This is a genomic window from Algibacter agarivorans (assembly GCF_039543245.1).
Lineage (GTDB): Bacteria > Bacteroidota > Bacteroidia > Flavobacteriales > Flavobacteriaceae > Algibacter_G > Algibacter_G agarivorans.
Window position 1 is genome coordinate 136,121 of sequence record NZ_BAABJJ010000037.1, and the last position, 17,822, is coordinate 153,942.

Sequence of the window (17,822 nt, forward strand, 5' to 3'; positions counted from 1 at the left end):
TTTAATTTTTTACTTTAATAGGTTGAAGTGTCCCTAACCGAGAGTCATCTATATGTTCTGTTGGCATATTTTCTTTTTCATCAGCTGGAGAAAACTTAATGGCTAATGCTACAATTCCTGTAAGAATTACTACAAAACCAATAACCATATACCCTTGTGAGACCGCCATCGATGATGCAGCAGATTGTGCTGCCTTTAAAACTTCTTCGTCCATACCTTGGTTTTCTAATATAGCTGTTTTTTCTGCTAAAGCCGATTTGGATTTCAATAAAAGCGCTGCTAAAAACGCACCTACATTTCCGCCCGCACCTACAATACCTGAAACAGAGCCTATAGCTTTTTTATTAATAAAAGGAACTACTGAAAATGTAGCTCCTTCTGCCATTTGAACACTTAAACTAAATGATATTAAAAAAATGAATCCAACAACCAAACTTGTGGCTAATGAAAACGTAACCAACATAACACCTTGTAATGTTAATATGAACGACAAGAATAACACACGACCTCTAAGCCCTTTTAATTTACCGAATCTATCACCAAAGAAACCCCCTAAAGTACGCGCAAATATGTTCATTAAAGCAAATGACAAAACAATATTACCTGCTGTAAGTCTTTCTAATTGAAATGTATTTTGAAGGTAATCGTCCATGGTACCATATACGGTTAGCTCTATACCAAAACTCGCAGCATAAACTATAAACAAAATCCAAATTCTATAATCTTTAAGAACGGCTAGAAAACCTACTTCGTCTTTTTTCTTTTCAATAGCAACACCAGATGCTTTTAAATCTTTAAAATTTCCTTCTGGCGTATCTTGTGTAAAAAAGTAATACACAATACCCATTAATAAACACACTATTCCTGCAATAACCATAGAATATCTCCAAGCCTCGGCATCTGCCACACCAAAAGCTACAACTGCCGCAGCAATTAATGGCATACCTAAACGGTTAGCACCACCACCAAGATTTCCCCAACCTGCAGAGGTAGCATTTGCTGTTCCCACAATATTTGGAGCAAACATTAACGAGGTATGCACTTGTGTAATAACAAACGATGCGCCAATAAAACCTATGAACAATCTACATACTAAAAACTGTATTGGTGTTTGTACCAATCCACAAAGAATTACAGGAATTGCACCTAAAATCAATAACCAAGTGTAGCATATTCTAGGTCCGTATTTGTCGCATAATTTACCAATAAGTAAACGTGCAAAAACAGTTCCTGAAACCGCTAAAATAATAGAGTTCCATTTTTGGTCTGGTGTTAAGCCCAAATCTTTTACTACATCTGGCATAAATGGAACGATACCAAACCATGCGAAAAAACACATAAAGAACGAAATTGAGGTTATCCAAAACGTACGAATTGGCACTGATTTAAAGTTTAATAAATTAAGTTTTTTTGCTTTTAAAGATTGAACACTATCCATAATTACGTATTTTATTTTAGCAAAACTAAGTATTTATACTTAATTATTGCATCTAAAATTACGTAATCATATAAAAAATGTGAGGTTGATAATTTTGGAATAAGGATATTGCGGATTTGGCAAAATGGAGATAAAAAATATAGTAGGTTTTTATAATTGAATTAATATAAAACACACTACTCTATTAAAAAAACAACTCAAATAGAATTAAAAAAACTAAAGAATTCCAATATATAATTATTTAAACCAACCCAAACGCCTTAGCCTTATTATTCAGTTCCATAAGATTCTTAACATCCAATTTCTTCATCAAATTAAAACGGTGTACTTCGGCAGTACGCTTACTGATTTGAAGTTCATCAGCAATATCTTTGTTGTTTTTTAATTGCAATACCAAATTAAGTATTTGCTTTTCGCGTTTGGTCAATTTAAACGGATCGTCTTTAGGGGGCACTTGAGGCGCAACCACTGTATTGGCATTTTCGTTTACAAAATTATTCATGATGATAGCAGACACATCACCAGTAAAATACTTACCACCAGACGCTACTTTATTTATAGCTTTCAAGAACTCTGTTTTACTCGCCCCTTTCAATAAATACCCATCGGCACCTGCTTGAATGGCTTTTACTACGTATTCTTCAGAATCATGCATGGACAACACCAATGTTTTAACATCTTTGTGAGATTTGTTGATTTCTGCAACCACTTCAATACCATTCATTTCTGGCATTCTAATATCCACAATCAATATATGTGGTTTGTTTCTACCTATCACATCTAATGCTTCTTTTCCGTTTGAAGCTTCGTCTATTACCATAATTCCTGTTTGGTCTTCTAAAAGGGCTTTTATACCATTTCTTACTAAAACGTGATCGTCTGCTAAAACTACATTGATTATATCCATAAACTTTATATTATAAGTACAAAAATAATTAATTTACGTAATACCACGTATTTATGAACTTATTAGTTTTCTTTTCATAGTTTAATTTGTAATACATCAAAATCTGAGTTCAATATTAAGGCCTCATTTTTAGGATAATAACCAACAAAATGGATGGTTGTCTCCTTGAGAGTAATCGAAACCCTAACAATTTGTCGATTTCAAAGACCTATCTACTGTGCCTGAAGGGACTCTAAATATTAAGTCAACGGAATATTCAAAGTAACTCGCGTGCCTTTTCCTATTTCAGAATTCAAAAACAAACGCCCATCTATATATTTAATGCGCTCCTGCATAAAGGTCATTCCCATACCTCCATCACTGTTTTTAACATTCTTCACTTTTTCTGGTTCAAAACCTTTACCATTATCATCAATAACAATACTAAGTATTTTTTCGCTATGTGTTAAAGACACTAAAATATGTGTAGAATCCGCGTATTTAATAGCGTTATTTATAGCTTCTTGTGTGATGCGATAAATATTAATTTCAACTAACGAATCTAAACGCTGATTAAAATGCGTTTTATTAAAAAAGACAATTTCCTTTCCTGTAAGACGCGCTAGTTCTTGGGTTAACTTAGAAATAGCAGGTGCAATACCGTGATCGGATAATTCTGGTGGTGTTAAATTAAAAGTAGCTGTTCTAACTCCTTTTATAATGTTAGTTGTTAATTCTTTAAGGTGCTCAATTTTAGAAGCTGTCTTATCAAGGTCTTTAATATCAATACTTTCCAGATTGTATTTTAAACCTGTTAGCATCTGTCCAATGCCATCATGCACATCTTTTGCTATACGGTTTTGCTCTTTCTCTTGGTTTTCTATAATCTTACTGGAAATGATTTTTTGTTGACTCATTTCCTCTTCAAAACTCCTTTTTGTAAGTCGCTCTATTTCTAATTGCCCAGCTTTTCTTTCGGTTATTTCTGAAGCAATAATCAATAATTCAGATTTTTCATCATTTGTACTAAACGGAATAATTGCCATTTCTAACCAAATGTCTTTATAATCTTTTGTAGTAGCTTTTATCTCACCCTGCCAACCGTTTTTTTTGTGCTTTATTATTAAGTCTTCAATACACAGTTGTTCATTTTCTACAACAGACAACATGTTCCAAAACAAGGTTGTTTTATTAAAACCTGAAAACTTAAATAAGCGCGAAAACTTATTCCCTATGTGCACCACATGGCCATTTGGTAAGATCCGTGCAAACAACAATGTTTCATCCATAGCATGACTTAAAGCACGCAATTCTTTAATAGATTTTTCTTTAGCTATACTTAGTTCATCTGCATCAAAAGCCATTTTCTTAGCACGCTTTTCTGCAGCTAATAACTCTACAAGCGTTGCTTTAACAGATTTAGCAGTAGGCCAGAAAATAAATAAAAATTCGCCTAATAAAATCAATAAAGTCAATGTCATTAACCAGACTTCCAATTTTCGCAACCAACTTACTTTTTCATCGGCTTCTAAATCATACTGATTTACAATACCATCCATCATCATAAGAAAATCGGCTTCATTGTTTTTCACCTTATCAATATGTAAAACAATTGTATCTGAAGGAAGTGGCGGGGCTTTTTCTATTTTTTCTATAATAGATTTTGAAGCGATTCTAATGGTGTCAAAAACAGGATTTAGGACTTTAAATTTACCAACAACTTCTGGGCTATTCATTTTTGGTAATCCAAGACTATCATTTCCTTGCTGAAGTGCGTTATGGGATACCTCCCAAAGGTGTAGCGTTTTTTTGATCTTATCTTTTAAGCGCATTCTATTTTCGGAATTGGACTCCGTAGAAAGCAATACAACGTCCTTGGTTAATTTCTGGCTGAGCATGCGCTGCCTACCAGCTATATTAATAACCGTAGAGTCACTTTGTTGGTCATTAAGATACTTACGTATAAGTATTTGACTAACAATTACAGAAAGTGCAATTGTACTTAACGCAATAATATATAAACGGCGCAATTTATCAAACGTACGTTGGTCTAATGAATTGCCATTTTTTGTCATCTGTAATTAAATTTTGGATACGAATTATAACTAATAAACAATAGCTTTTATAAATTCAGAAAAACATCAAATATTTTCTCTGATACACAAATATTATTTTAAGCAACGGCTTGTTTTACAAGGGACATACCCTTTTCTGAAAACGAAAGTTTTAAAGCTTCCTCATGTCCTTTATCAGACATTTTTACCCAGGTTTTTTTAAGAATATCAATTACCTTTTCTTCATTATGCTTAGCAGCAAATTCCTCAAAATAGTAATCTAAAAACACCAAACAAATCGTGTCTTCTAAGGTTTGTGATTCTATATTTTTCTTAATTAGTTTTTTAAGAATTATAGCTTTAACCCTATCTGTAAACTGGTCATCAAAACCTACTTGTTTAAGAATATCAGTAGTTAAATCGGCATGCATTTTTTTTAACGTTTCACGCCACTTTAAATAACCTACACGATCCATTGGATATTCATCACGGGCTATCTTCCAACGACAAATATGTTGTGCTCGTGCCGCAATTTGAAGTGCTTTAGAGGCATTGGGCTCAAACTGCAACAACTTCCTTGTCATACGCTGGGAATATAACAATTCCTTTGGATAGTCCATACCAGCTACCTCGTATGTGTTTACATCTTCAGAGTTGGCTTTATCAATTAGTGCAATAGCAGTTTCAAATCGTGTTGGCTTCATTTTGGTTATGTTTTAATCCGAAAAGCCAATATACACATTTCCGTTTTCAATTTTAACAGGATAGGTCGCAATTTTTAAATCTTCACCTCCCAAATTACTACCATCTTCCAACGAAAAATTCTTTTTATGCATTGGGCAAGCCACCTTCGGAATACCATCCTTATCCCCAATCATACCCAAAGATAATACCATTTCCATTTTATGCGGACACAAATTCTGCGTTGCATACCACTTTCCGGTTCGTGTAAAATTGTACACTGCAATTTGTTTGGTTTTGTATTTTATACATGCGCCACTATTCTCAGGAAAGTTAGCTATTTTACCTATGCTAAACCAAGTTTTTACCTCATTTTCCGTAACCGATTTGTACTGTTCTAATATATGTTCCATTCTTAAAAAGTATATTTAGAATTTATTTTTTTTTATTATTGATCACATGTTACTAAATCGTCAAAAACACCCTAAAGATTCCTTAAAAGGGCAACTCGTACCTGAAAAACAGGACAAAATCAGATGACTTCTCAAAACCTAAAACATCCTTGAATTTTCATTTTGATTTCGAGTAATGCCAAATTTTTATTGATAATCTGAGCGTTACCTTTTACTCATATCTGTCAGGTTTTAAAAACCTTGCGGAATCGTAAAAGGTCGGGCTTTCCGTTACAAGTCCTCGCTCCCTCATATCGGGGTCGCTGTGGGCTTTCCTCTACAATCCCTAACGCGGTGTCAGTTTGCAATTGTCAGTCTTTAGCAATTAGTCAAAACCTTATCCGCAAAACTCATTTACTTCCAACTTCGTGTTCTAACTTTATCTAAACCCATGCTTTAGGCATTTTCTGTTCACGCATAGGTACAAATACTAAGTTATCATCCGTGTCATCCGAATTCACAAAATGTTTAAAACGTTTCATCGTTTCTGGATTTTCAATGGCTTGCTTCCACTCACACTCATATCTATTCACAAGTCCTTGCATCTCCACTTCAAGTTCTTCAGCAATACCCAAAGAATCTTCAATGACTACTTTTTTCAAGTAATCAATACCCCCTTCAAGCTTGTCCAACCAAGGCGCAGTTCTTACTAAAGGCCCAGCTGTTCTTATGTAATACATCAGGAATCTATCTAAGTATTTCACAACAGTTTCATCATCCAATTGTTCAGCAAGTAATACGGCATGCTTTGGTGTGGCTCCACCGTTTCCACAAACATATAAGTTCCATCCACCATCAACAGCAATCAATCCAAAATCTTTACCCCTAGCTTCAGCACATTCACGAATACATCCAGAAACACCCCCTTTTAATTTATGAGGCGAGCGTAATCCTCTGTATCTGTTTTCAATATCAATAGCAAAGGTTACACTCTCGTGCATACCGTAGCGACACCAGGTAGAGCCTACACAACTTTTTACAGTACGTAAAGATTTACCGTATGCATGACCACTTTCAAAACCTGCATCAATCAACTCTTTCCAAATTAGTGGTAATTCATGAATCTGTGCGCCGAATAAATCAATACGTTGTCCACCCGTAATTTTAGTATATAAATCGTATTTCTTAGCGACTTTTCCAATTACAATTAACTGGTCTGGAGTAATTTCACCACCAGCCACTCTTGGTACCACTGAGTATGTTCCGTTACGTTGAATGTTGGCTAAAAATCTATCATTGGTATCTTGAATTACAGGTTGACGATTTGGTGTCTCCATAGTAATTGTAGCAAAAATAGACGCTAATAAAGGCTTACAAGTTTCACAACCATGACCTTCTCCAAATAAGTTAAGAGCTTCGTCGTAATCGGGCACTTTATTTATTTTTATTAAATCATAAAGTTCTTGTCTACTAAAATCAAAGTGTTCACAAATGGTTTCTTTAACTTCTTTTCCAAGAGATTTTAGAGTTTCATTAACCAAATCGGCCACCATTGGTTTACAACCACCACAACCCGAAGTGGCTTTGGTTTTTGTAACCACATCAGCAAAATTCGCGCAATCACCTTCAGTAATCGAACAACAAATATCGCCTTTAGTCACACTTTCACAAGAACAAACTTGCGCAGCATCTGGAATATCAAGAACACTTCCAAAAGATGAACCACCTTTTCCTCTACTTCCTAAAATCAACTCTTCAGCATCCTCAGGAATGGGTAATCCGTTTAAATAAATTTGATGAAACATATTATAATCGGAAGCATCACCTACTAAAATCCCCCCTAATAAACTTTTACCATCATGACTTATATTAACACGTTTGTATAAATTTTTAGTTTTGTTTTCATAAATAATGGAATAGCCTTTTTCTACAGGCATAAATGGCTCTCCATAACTTGCAACATCCACTCCAATTAACTTTAATTTGGTGGACATATCAATATCTTCATCCATCACAACTTTTCTATTCCCTAAAATTTGGTTAACCGCTACATCGGCCATATCATAGCCTGGTGCAACCAAACCATAAATCATTTGGTTATAAAGCGCCACCTCTCCAATGGCATAAATTTCGGGATCGGAGGTTTGCATTCTATTGTTAACAACTATACCACCTCGTGTTCCCATTTCTAGGTTACAGGTCTTAGCCAATTCATCTCTAGGTCTAATACCTGCTGAAACAACCAGCATTTCAACATCTATCTTATCGTATTCTCCAAACTCCATTCCTGCTATAGCATCATCACCTAAAATCTTATTTGTTGCTTTAGACAAATGCACATGAATACCAATAGATTCTATTTTTTCTTGTAAAACTTTACTAGCTCTAGTATCGAGTTGCCTAGGCATCAATTTAGGAGCAAATTCAACAACATGAGGCTCTAAACCCATATCCATTACAGCCTTTGCAGCTTCTAAACCTAAAAGTCCACCACCAAGTACAGCAGCTTTTACTGTTTCTGTTCTATTTGTTTGAATTTTATCTGCATAAGCAAGCATATCTTCAAGATCTTCAATAGTCCTATAAACAAAAACTCCTTTTTTTTCTATACCCTTAATATTTGGTACAAAAGGAGAAGAACCTGTTGCCAAAACCAAATAATCGTATTTATAATGTAAATCTTCAGTAGTTGTTATTTTTTTTGAAGCACGATGAATGTTAGTAATACGTTCATCCGAAATTAATTCAATACCATGTTCTTCATACCATCCTCTAGGTGCCATTTCCAAGGCTTTAGCATCTTGATTTTCGAAGAATCCACTTAAATGAACCCTATCATAAGCGGGTCTTGATTCTTCACCAAACACAGTGATTTTAAAATTTTTGCTATCTTCTTGTTCTACAAATTTTTCACAAAACTTGTAACCAACCATGCCATTTCCAACAACAATAATATGTTTCATAATTACGTATTTAAAAACAAAACTAAGTATTTATACTTATTTTAAGTATTATTAATTAAGAAATTTACGTAGAACTCTCATTATTGTCAATTTCTTAAATTGGAATAAGAATAATTGATTATTAGAAAATTAAAGGTTTAGATTTTATTGAAATCCTAAACGGTTCTCAATAGTAATTTCAATGCTTTTAGAAGCTGCTGTTTTAGCCGTATGTGTATAACTATCTAATATAGCAATACCACTAACAGGTAAAACTTACCAATTTATTGTTGCAACTGTACTTATATAATTGATGGGAGTTTTTGTGTTTGCCAATACATCTGGCATTCCTCAATATTCCACAACATAGCCTTTAGGCTGAAAAACCCCACAGCCAAACCTATATTTTCTAAATCATTCAGAACAAAGAATTCCAATTCCGAGTGCAATAATATATTTATAATAGTCTTGCTTCATACTTTTTTGTTAATAGTTTACAAAATGCTTCAGACAGCCTATAGATTAGCAAACCAATTATAATTATATTTATACAATGAAACATGTAGTTGTACTAACAGGAGCTGGCATGAGTGCCGAAAGTGGCATAAAAACCTTTAGAGATGCCGATGGATTATGGGAAGGCCATGATGTTATGAAAGTTGCCACACCCCAAGGTTTTGCTGCAAATCCAGAATTGGTTTTAGACTTTTATAATCAACGTAGAAGACAGCTTTTTGACGTTGAACCAAATGAAGCACACTATGATTTAGCTGAACTTGAATCCACTTTTAAGGTGACTATCATTACCCAAAATATTGATGATTTGCATGAACGTGCAGGAAGTAAAAACGTGATTCATCTACATGGCGAATTACTTAAAGCAAGAAGCACTTTTGATGCAAACGATATACAGGAGTGGAAAACCGATTTGGTTTCAGGTGATTTATGTAAAAAAGGCCACCAACTGAGACCCCATATTGTTTGGTTTGGTGAAGATGTCCCTATGATTGCAAAAGCCATTGATATTTGTGAAACTGCTGATATTTTAATAGTTATTGGTTCCTCAATGCAAGTATATCCTGCTGCGGGTTTAATGCATTATGTGCCAGAAAACACGCTCACTTATTTTATAGATCCAAAGCCTAATATTGAGAGTAAAGAGAGCTTGACTGTTATTGCTGAAACTGCTACAATTGGGATAAAAAAGGCGATTACGCTTTTTAAAATTTGAAAGTGATTTTAGTAAGATTCACTTAACGTATTGTGTATGCTTAGATAGGTGGGGCAAGTAACTAATTTAATGAATCGCAGGATCTCCCCTAAACAGCCTAGGACTAGTAGTAAATCATATCTTTCATAAGTTTGTTATTCTTTTTCATTTTTCACATTGAATGTAAAAACATCTGGCCTTGAATAATGCCCTACAACATCAAACATTCGTTTAGCTTTTATAATTTGATTAAGATCAATATCTGCGTATAATATACCTTCTTCTGCCTCAAGCGGGCCTGCTAAAAACTGCCCATTTGGAGCAATTATAGAACTATTCCCCACATTAATCCATTCTCTTCCTTCAGGGTAAAGTTTTTTAAACTCATATTCATCAGGAATGTCATCCATTTTTAAAGCCATACAAGTGCTTATAACAAATAAGCCACCTTCTCTTGCAATATGCTGCATAGATTGTATCCAGTTTGGGCTTTTGTCCCAAGTTGGAGAAGCTAATATTTGAGTTCCAAATTCGTAAATAGCATTTCTTGCTAATGGCATGAGGGTTTCCCAACAAATCAATCCAGCAATTTTCCCTACCGATGTATCATAAGAACGTAAAGTATCACCTGCTCCTTGAGACCATACAAGACGTTCTCCGCCTGTTGGTATTAGCTTTCTATGTTTACCTAGAATTATACCGTTATCATCTATAAAAAGCAAGCTATTAAACAAACTTGCGTTACTGGTTTCAGTATTACGTTCATGCATACCAATAACAACATTAATACCAGCTGTTTTGGCGGCTTTACATAATTTCTCCGTAGCATGATCAGGTACAGAAACAGCATTTTCAACAAGTTTTAAGTAAAGCTCATTTAAATCAGCACCTTTACTATTTGGAATAAGCCATACCCAATCTGGATAACCGGAAATAAAAGCCTCTGGAAAAACGATTAGGTTAGCACCATTTTCCGCTGCCTCTAAAATTGCTTTACAGGCCTTCTCAACCGTTTTTTCTTTGTTTAAAAAAATGGGCGAAAGTTGTGCTGCTGCTACTTTTATATTTTTAGTCATCGTATTGGTTTTTAATTACCTATAAATCAAAGATAAAGTTATGTTTCAATACTTAAACAATCTCGATAGCCATTTGGACATCACAGCCAAACTTTATTGATTGTTAAGCAAAGTTGGTTAATTTTTCTAAAAAAACCAAGTGCTTATTTTTTTATTAAATGATGATAGCCATCTAATTTTTATTTTTCTCTTCAATCCATTTACTCATAAATTTCGTGCTTTTCATGCTATGATGTTGAAGCATTTGACCAATAAAATTGTTGATTCTGTGCGTATTAAGTTGTTGTTTTATTTCTTCAATATTTAAAATCAGTTTTTCTTGAAACTGGGATTTATCAAACCGATGATTGATAATTTTAAATCCATTTTGTTGTTTTTCTTTCCAAAGGCTTTCATTGTTATATAATTGAACCGCTTTATTGGCGAATAATTCTGGATTATCTTCAATAAACCCATTAGACACTAGATTTCCAAACATCCCTTCTGCTCCAATAGTTGTTGTTACGCAAGGCGTTCCGTTTTGCATAGCATCAACTAACTTCCCTTTTAAACCTGCTCCAAATTGAATGGGCGCTAAACACACTTTACTCTGTTGCATAGCTTGGTTTACATCTTCAGCAAAACCTTTAATTAAAAAACCTTGTTTTTCGTTATGAAGTTGATTTACTTTTTGCGATGCATAAGCACCGTAAATATGTAGTTCTACTTTAGGCAGTTGTTTTCTAATCCATGGCCAAATGATGTCTTTTAAATACAAAACGGCGTTATAATTAGGGGCATGCAAAAAATTACCAATGCTTACAAAATGTTGGCGGTCTTCAAATTTCAGCATACATTTCATGGCTTCGTTTGAAACGTCTTCTAACATGAAAGGTAAATAAAGTAATAAAGATTCATCAACTTTAAAATCATTCTTAAGAATTTTAATTTCGGCTTCAGAAATAATCAAACTTAAGTCACTTCTATAAATACTTGCTATTTCTCGCTTTGCGGTATCGTTGAACAAATACGATGTATCAAATGGTTTGTCATCCTTAAAAGCGTTTTGCCTGCCTTTACGTAAACCATGTAAATCCTCAGTATCTAAAAGTCGCAAAGCATTCGGACACTGCTCTAAAACACGCCATCCAAATTGTTCTTCCATCATAAAACGGTCAAACAAAACCACATCGGGATTTAAGTTCTTTACAAAAACATCAAAACTAGAGTTATTTAATTCTATAGCCGTTTGTAAAACTCCAATGCTTTCCAGATCAAAAGCATTATCGCTTTTAGCACACGGACTTGCAAAGGTTATCTGATAATTTTCAGATTGAAAAACTTCAATAAGTTGCATCATCCTACTACCAGCAGCAGAACTTTTTGGCTCTGGCCATACAAAGCCAATGATTAGTAATTTTTTTGACGCCACGTATTCACGAATTTTTATTAATTTCTTCTATTTAGCCGAATTGAATATAATGAACTCATTTAAACTTTTTCTATTTGATAAACATATTAATTATACGTTAGCATAAAACGGTCCAAGAACCCACACCTTAATCCCCTACAAGGAGTGGAAACCCATACGCTACCGTTTCCAGAAAACATGTTTATTCATAAAAATTTTCTAAATTCCAAAATCTAAAAAATAAATTCCAAAACCTAAACATTACAGATTGGAAATTGGAGTTTTTGACAAGGTGATTTTCTGGGTTATTTTCCCGCCTTACTTTCACTTCCCCTTCGGGGAAGGATAGGATGGGACCCTTCATTCTGGTTTTGGTTCCAAACTATACTTTAGCCGCACCGATTTAGCCCAATCCAAAACAGATTTTATTTGATTATCTGTAAGTTTTGCTTCGGGATGTGTCCATGTATAAGACTTTAAAGGCATCTCTTTATCTTCAACCATTTCGATGAGTTCTTCAAATTTATGGTCTTTTCGTTTTGTCGAATTGCCTTCCCAATTGGACATATCAAAATGTTTTTTTCCATCTTTTAGATGCGCTGCCAACCAATAATTTACTGGTGTAATATTATTATACCATGGATATCTTGTAACATTACTATGGCAATCGTAACAAGTTTCCTTTAAAATAAGTTTTACATCTTCTGGCGGTTTGGTTTCTACTAAAAAATATTCGATAGAACTTAAATGACCTTCATTTTTTTCAGGACCAAAAAATTGAGCGATTAAAAACATGATTAACAATAGAATGAGTACTTTTTTTGTAATATTCATTTTAATACATTTATGGTATAAAAATAAGAAAATCGTTTTGACTACAACCGAACTATACCAAGAATTAAACTATGTAAATCACTCGCGTGAAAAACGTTTACATTATGCGCATTTAATACAGGATAACCCAGATTTGGTTCCTAAATTATTGGATATTCTTTTTATGGTTGATGACAAAGTATCCCCTCGTGCCGCCTGGGTATTTGAATTTATGTGCAACCATAATATTAATACTTTAATGCCCTACATAGATACCTTTACTGAAAACATGCATAAAGTTCATTTAGATTCAGCAGTACGCCCTGTAGCCAAAATTTGTGAGCTTCTGGCAAGAGCCTATGATACAAAAACAAATATTTACATAAAAAACACATTTAAAGAAACACATAAGGAACGCATCATTGAAACCTGTTTTGATTATATGATTAATGATGAAAAAGTGGCTGCAAAAGCTTATAGCATGGTTACGCTTTTTTTATTAGGAAAAGATTATGGCTGGGTTCATCCAGAACTAGAACTTATATTAAAACGTGATTTCCAAATACAAAGTGCCGCTTTTAAAGCACGAGCAAGACATATTTTAAAAAAGATTAAACGAGTTAATAACTAACCACTAAATCATAATAACTTCTCGTTTCTCGCTTCGCACTTCTAACTTTCTTTCCTATCTTTGGAACTTCAAAAAATCAACCTAATATGTCATTATCAGCATTAAATGCCATCTCTCCAATTGATGGACGATACAGAAGTAAAGTCAACGAATTAGCCCCTTATTTTTCTGAGGAAGCCTTAATAAAATATCGAGTTTTAGTTGAAATAGAATACTTTATTGCGCTTTGCGAAATTCCATTGCCACAACTTCAATCTATTGATACTTCGGTTTTTGATAGTTTAAGAGCTATTTATAACGATTTTTCTTCGGAAGATGCACTAGCCATTAAAAAAATTGAAAGCGTTACCAACCATGATGTTAAAGCGGTTGAGTACTTCATAAAAGAACAATTTGATGCTTTAGGCTTATCTGAATATAAAGAGTTCATCCACTTTGGATTAACCTCTCAAGATATTAACAATACGGCTATTCCTTTAAGTATTAAGGAAGCCATGAACGCTGTTTATGTTCCTGAATACTTTATCGTTTTAGATAAGCTAAAAAAGCTATCTAAAGATTGGGCAGCAATTTCCATGCTTGCCAGAACACACGGACAACCTGCATCGCCCACTCGACTTGGCAAAGAAATTGAGGTTTTTGTGGTGCGTTTAGAAGAACAATTTAATTTATTGAACGATATACCAAGTGCTGCTAAATTTGGTGGTGCAACTGGTAATTTCAATGCGCATCATGTAGCCTATCCAAACATTGACTGGAAAGCTTTTGGTGGTCAATTTGTACAAGAAAAATTAGGATTACAACATTCGTTTCCAACGACTCAAATTGAGCATTACGACCACATGGCGGCCTTGTTTGACACCTTAAAACGTATTAATACCATCATACTTGATTTAGATAGAGATATCTGGACTTATGTGTCAATGGATTATTTCAAGCAAAAAATTAAAGCTGGAGAAGTTGGTAGTTCTGCAATGCCACACAAAGTTAACCCTATAGATTTTGAAAATTCTGAAGGGAACTTAGGTATAGCCAATGCTATTTTTGAGCACCTTTCTGCCAAACTTCCTGTATCAAGATTACAACGAGATTTGACAGATAGTACGGTTTTAAGGAATGTTGGCGTGCCATTTGGACATACACTTATTGGTTTTAAATCGACCGTGAAAGGTTTGGATAAATTATTGCTAAATGAAAGTAAATTTGCTGAAGATTTAGAAAATAATTGGGCGGTTGTTGCCGAGGCTATCCAAACGATCCTGCGTCGAGAAGCTTACCCTAACCCTTATGAAGCTTTAAAAGGTTTAACGAGAACCAATGAAAAGATAAACCAAGACTCTATTTCTAATTTTATTGATACTTTAGACATATCTGATACAATAAAAGAAGAATTAAAACGTATTACACCTAGTAACTATACTGGAATATAAAATTTTTATGCTAACCGACAAACAAGCTTTAATACTTAGTGGTATTATGACCATTGGTTTTTTTATATTAGGAATACTAGATATTCTGGATAATTTTATAGTCTTAACGGTTCTTACCATTATGTTTTTAACCTTAATTATCAATCTGTTTTATTTGAATTACAAACCTGAAAAGGATGCTGTAAAACAAAAGGATACAAAATGAAAAAAGCTTCCAAAACGGAAGCTTTTTTCATTAACATAATTACTATAAATCACCTGAGTATATGACAAAAATTGGTGGTATATTAAATGTCAGTCTGAGCGCAGTCGAAGACATTGGAAACCTTAGTTTTTATAGCATTTCGACTGCGCTCAATGTGACATTTTTTTCTTTTGTCATGTACTAAAATAAATTACTTAAAGAAATTCATAATATTTTCTATTTGAGCTTCATCAATATTCGCACTTTGCAAAGCACTTATTAAAGTCACCATTTTATCTGGGCTCATATCATTACCTAAAATCCTAACAATACCAAACCCCATGTCTTTTGCACTTCCGAAGACAATAACCTCATCAGCTTCATCATCAGTTCCAATATACTTTACTGAAATTTTATTGCCTTTATCGCTAAATTCCATTAAATCGTTATACTTACTATCGCCCAAAATCGTTTTAACTTTTGCTAATTCCACTTTAAATGTTTCAGTATCAGTTTCACTGGTTTTATAACCTAAAAAATTCAATTTATCTACTGAATTATAGGCTTCGTTTTGTTCTTCAGTAAAATTAGATTTATCAATCTCCATCATAGACAGTGGAATATCTTGCGATATAAAGTTTTTAGCCTCTTGATGGTCTACATAATAACGCTGTAAGCTTTCACCATTACCGCAGCTTGTTAATAAAACTGCGGTTAATAAGGTGTATGCTAGGTATTTGATTGTTCGTTGCATGATTGATGATTTACTTAGTTTGATTTATTTAAATGCTTCCCTCCTGGGATATTCATTTTATCGGTAAGTTTAGATATTTCATTAAGGTTAATATCGCCGGTAAGTGAAACAATTACGGTTTCAATTTTGCGTTCCTTACCATTAATTTCAATCTTATCTTCCATAACTTTATCTATACCGTTTACAAATATTAAAAGTTCTTTTACATGGTCTGCATCCTTACCTTCTTTAACATAAAACTTCACCTCAGTACCTTCGTCTTTAACTTCCATTAACTCTTCTAAGCCTCCAGAACGCGATTTTACCCATTTTGAAATATCTGTAGATATGCTTTCATTATCTGTTACAATGGTTTTAAAACTAGTGATGCTTTTTACCATATCCATATACGCTCTTGCTTCGGCATCTTCCACATTAATACCCATTTTAGCTATCATTTGAAACATTTTAGGTTTTATGGACACATACGTAACATCCGCGTTATCATTGTATTTTTCAAAAATATCTTTTTGTGCCATCCCTGTAAAAGGTAATAACATGATGGCCATTACGAATACTATTAATTTATTTTTCATTGTTCTTGTTTTTTAATTTATTTGAATGCTTCATTGTTTTTTGTCCCGATAGCTATCGGGGGATTAATTTTTAAAAATTATACTTGTTGTGTTTTCAATTTCGTTGAGATAGCCTAATGTTGAAGTCCCTTTGTTTACTTCATTTAAATATCCAACGGTTGAAGCGCCTTTATTAAAGTTTTGAGAAATCATTTCTAATGATTTTGAAACTTCGTTAAAAGCTAATTGTGGGTCTTCAATGGTCCCTAAATCATTATTTAATGATTTACTGAAATAAATCCCCAATACAAGAACCGCTACTGCTGCGACAGATATCCATTTGTAATTAAAGCTACGTTTGGTTTTTAATGGAACGTCTTTAGTGAATTGCTCTTGTTGGTTTACCAAAAAATAGTCAAACATAGGTTTATACATTTCTAAATGTGGTGCTACAGTGTCGCTGGAAAAATAGTTTTTCAACACTTGCTCTTCTTTTAGGGTTGTTTCTCCGTTATCGTACTTTTCTAATAAATTTTCTATATTATTTAATACCATAATTATGTGTATTAGTTAATTTTTCTCTTATTGTTTTTCGTGCTCTCGATAAGGCTACTCTAACCGCCGTATTATTCATATCCAGCATTTTCGCAATCTCATCAAAATCGTATGCTTCTATATCTCTAAGTTGAATGATTATTTTTTGTTGTTCGGGTAAATCTTCTATTATTTTTGCTACCCAATTAACGCTATCATTTAACTCAATCTGTTTTTGTAATGGCGTATTCTTTTCTTCATAATTACTATGAACAATTTTTAAGTTTTGTGCTTGTTTAGATTTTAATTTATCAAAGCAAAAATTCTTGGTCATAGTCATCGAAAAAGCTTCTACATTTTTATACTCTTTTATCTTCGTTTTATTCTTCCATAATTTCAACAAAACCTCTTGCGTTGCATCTTCAGCTTCTTCAGTAGATACCAGTAATCGTTTTGCTAAACGAAATACTTTATCCTTAAAAGGCATTACAATATTTAAAAACTCCGTTTGAGTCATTTTGGTTTGGTTTAAGCCACATTGTCTTTCCAGACATTTCCCCAAAGGGAAAACTTAATTGGTTTGGTTTTTATTAAATTAGCTTAGTTATGGTTATTTGATATTACGACGACACAGTATTTGTTTTGTTACATCTCAAATAAAAAAAATATTTTTTAAGGCGCCTGCCGGTCAGGAAGGTCGGGCTTTCACAAGTCGCTCTATCCCGAAAGCTATCCGGACTGCAATCCCTTATGCGAGTGCATGCCTTAAAGTTATAGTTAAAATACCAATAGCGTCCTAAACGATTAAAAAAGAGAAAGGGAAATTTGTTCCGCAAAGTTACCTTTGTGGTGC

Annotated in this window: 17 protein-coding genes; 4 read left to right on the plus strand and 13 right to left on the minus strand. The window is 33.7% G+C overall.

Annotated features, from left to right (window positions below; all coding sequences use genetic code 11):
- Position 1: 1 nt before the first annotated feature.
- The 6 genes from ABD935_RS13305 to nirB form a co-directional block, all read right to left on the minus strand.
- On the minus strand, positions 2-1,438 hold the full coding sequence (locus tag ABD935_RS13305; protein WP_345192692.1) for an MFS transporter: 1,437 nt from the start codon (positions 1,436-1,438) through the stop codon (positions 2-4).
- Positions 1,439-1,679: 241 nt separating this feature from the next.
- Positions 1,680-2,345 (minus strand): response regulator, encoded by a 666-nt coding sequence (locus ABD935_RS13310; protein WP_345192694.1) that lies wholly within the window; start codon positions 2,343-2,345, stop codon positions 1,680-1,682.
- Positions 2,346-2,584: 239 nt separating this feature from the next.
- Complete coding sequence (locus tag ABD935_RS13315) at positions 2,585-4,399, minus strand: sensor histidine kinase (protein ID WP_345192696.1); 1,815 nt, start codon at positions 4,397-4,399, stop codon at positions 2,585-2,587.
- Between the two features lie 98 nt (positions 4,400-4,497).
- Complete coding sequence (locus ABD935_RS13320) at positions 4,498-5,082, minus strand: DUF4202 domain-containing protein (protein ID WP_345192699.1); 585 nt, start codon at positions 5,080-5,082, stop codon at positions 4,498-4,500.
- Positions 5,083-5,094: 12 nt separating this feature from the next.
- Positions 5,095-5,472, minus strand: coding sequence for a nitrite reductase small subunit NirD (nirD, locus tag ABD935_RS13325; RefSeq protein ID WP_345192701.1), 378 nt, complete (start codon positions 5,470-5,472; stop codon positions 5,095-5,097).
- Positions 5,473-5,894: 422 nt separating this feature from the next.
- Positions 5,895-8,414 carry a nitrite reductase large subunit NirB gene (gene nirB / locus ABD935_RS13330; protein ID WP_345192703.1) on the minus strand — a complete coding sequence of 840 codons (2,520 nt, stop codon included), beginning with the start codon at positions 8,412-8,414 and terminating at the stop codon, positions 5,895-5,897.
- A gap of 532 nt (positions 8,415-8,946) precedes the next feature.
- On the opposite strand from nirB, the gene ABD935_RS13335 reads away from it, so the two are divergent.
- Positions 8,947-9,624, plus strand: a complete 678-nt coding sequence (locus ABD935_RS13335; protein WP_345192706.1) for an SIR2 family NAD-dependent protein deacylase — start codon at positions 8,947-8,949, stop codon at positions 9,622-9,624.
- A 134-nt stretch (positions 9,625-9,758) separates the two neighbouring features.
- Here ABD935_RS13335 and ABD935_RS13340 read toward each other — a convergent pair whose 3' ends face one another.
- From ABD935_RS13340 to ABD935_RS13350, 3 genes are all read right to left on the minus strand, one after another.
- Entirely contained in the window at positions 9,759-10,679 is a 921-nt protein-coding gene (locus ABD935_RS13340; protein ID WP_345192712.1) for a carbon-nitrogen hydrolase family protein, read from the minus strand.
- 172 nt (positions 10,680-10,851) lie between these two features.
- Positions 10,852-12,090: a glycosyltransferase family 4 protein gene (locus ABD935_RS13345; protein WP_345192714.1), complete on the minus strand. Its 1,239-nt coding sequence runs from the start codon at positions 12,088-12,090 to the stop codon at positions 10,852-10,854.
- A gap of 339 nt (positions 12,091-12,429) precedes the next feature.
- Positions 12,430-12,903, minus strand: coding sequence for a heme-binding domain-containing protein (locus tag ABD935_RS13350; protein ID WP_345192716.1), 474 nt, complete (start codon positions 12,901-12,903; stop codon positions 12,430-12,432).
- A 37-nt stretch (positions 12,904-12,940) separates the two neighbouring features.
- Between ABD935_RS13350 and ABD935_RS13355 the strand changes: the two genes are divergently transcribed.
- From ABD935_RS13355 to ABD935_RS13365, 3 genes are all read left to right on the plus strand, one after another.
- Positions 12,941-13,513: an adenylosuccinate lyase gene (locus ABD935_RS13355; RefSeq protein ID WP_345192718.1), complete on the plus strand. Its 573-nt coding sequence runs from the start codon at positions 12,941-12,943 to the stop codon at positions 13,511-13,513.
- Positions 13,514-13,599: 86 nt separating this feature from the next.
- A complete protein-coding gene (purB, locus tag ABD935_RS13360) occupies positions 13,600-14,943 on the plus strand; it encodes an adenylosuccinate lyase (protein ID WP_345192720.1) in 1,344 nt (447 codons plus the stop codon).
- Between the two features lie 7 nt (positions 14,944-14,950).
- Positions 14,951-15,148 (plus strand): hypothetical protein, encoded by a 198-nt coding sequence (locus ABD935_RS13365; RefSeq protein ID WP_345192722.1) that lies wholly within the window; start codon positions 14,951-14,953, stop codon positions 15,146-15,148.
- Between the two features lie 190 nt (positions 15,149-15,338).
- Here ABD935_RS13365 and ABD935_RS13370 read toward each other — a convergent pair whose 3' ends face one another.
- The 4 genes from ABD935_RS13370 to ABD935_RS13385 all read right to left on the minus strand — a co-directional run bounded on the left by ABD935_RS13370 (position 15,339) and on the right by ABD935_RS13385 (position 17,486).
- Positions 15,339-15,881: a DUF4252 domain-containing protein gene (locus ABD935_RS13370; RefSeq protein WP_345192725.1), complete on the minus strand. Its 543-nt coding sequence runs from the start codon at positions 15,879-15,881 to the stop codon at positions 15,339-15,341.
- 14 nt (positions 15,882-15,895) lie between these two features.
- Positions 15,896-16,456, minus strand: coding sequence for a DUF4252 domain-containing protein (locus tag ABD935_RS13375; protein ID WP_345192727.1), 561 nt, complete (start codon positions 16,454-16,456; stop codon positions 15,896-15,898).
- A gap of 63 nt (positions 16,457-16,519) precedes the next feature.
- Positions 16,520-16,990 (minus strand): hypothetical protein, encoded by a 471-nt coding sequence (locus tag ABD935_RS13380; protein WP_345192729.1) that lies wholly within the window; start codon positions 16,988-16,990, stop codon positions 16,520-16,522.
- Positions 16,977-17,486 carry an RNA polymerase sigma factor gene (locus tag ABD935_RS13385; protein WP_345192731.1) on the minus strand — a complete coding sequence of 170 codons (510 nt, stop codon included), beginning with the start codon at positions 17,484-17,486 and terminating at the stop codon, positions 16,977-16,979. Before ABD935_RS13385 ends, ABD935_RS13380 begins: the two co-directional genes overlap by 14 nt.
- Positions 17,487-17,822: the final 336 nt, after the last annotated feature.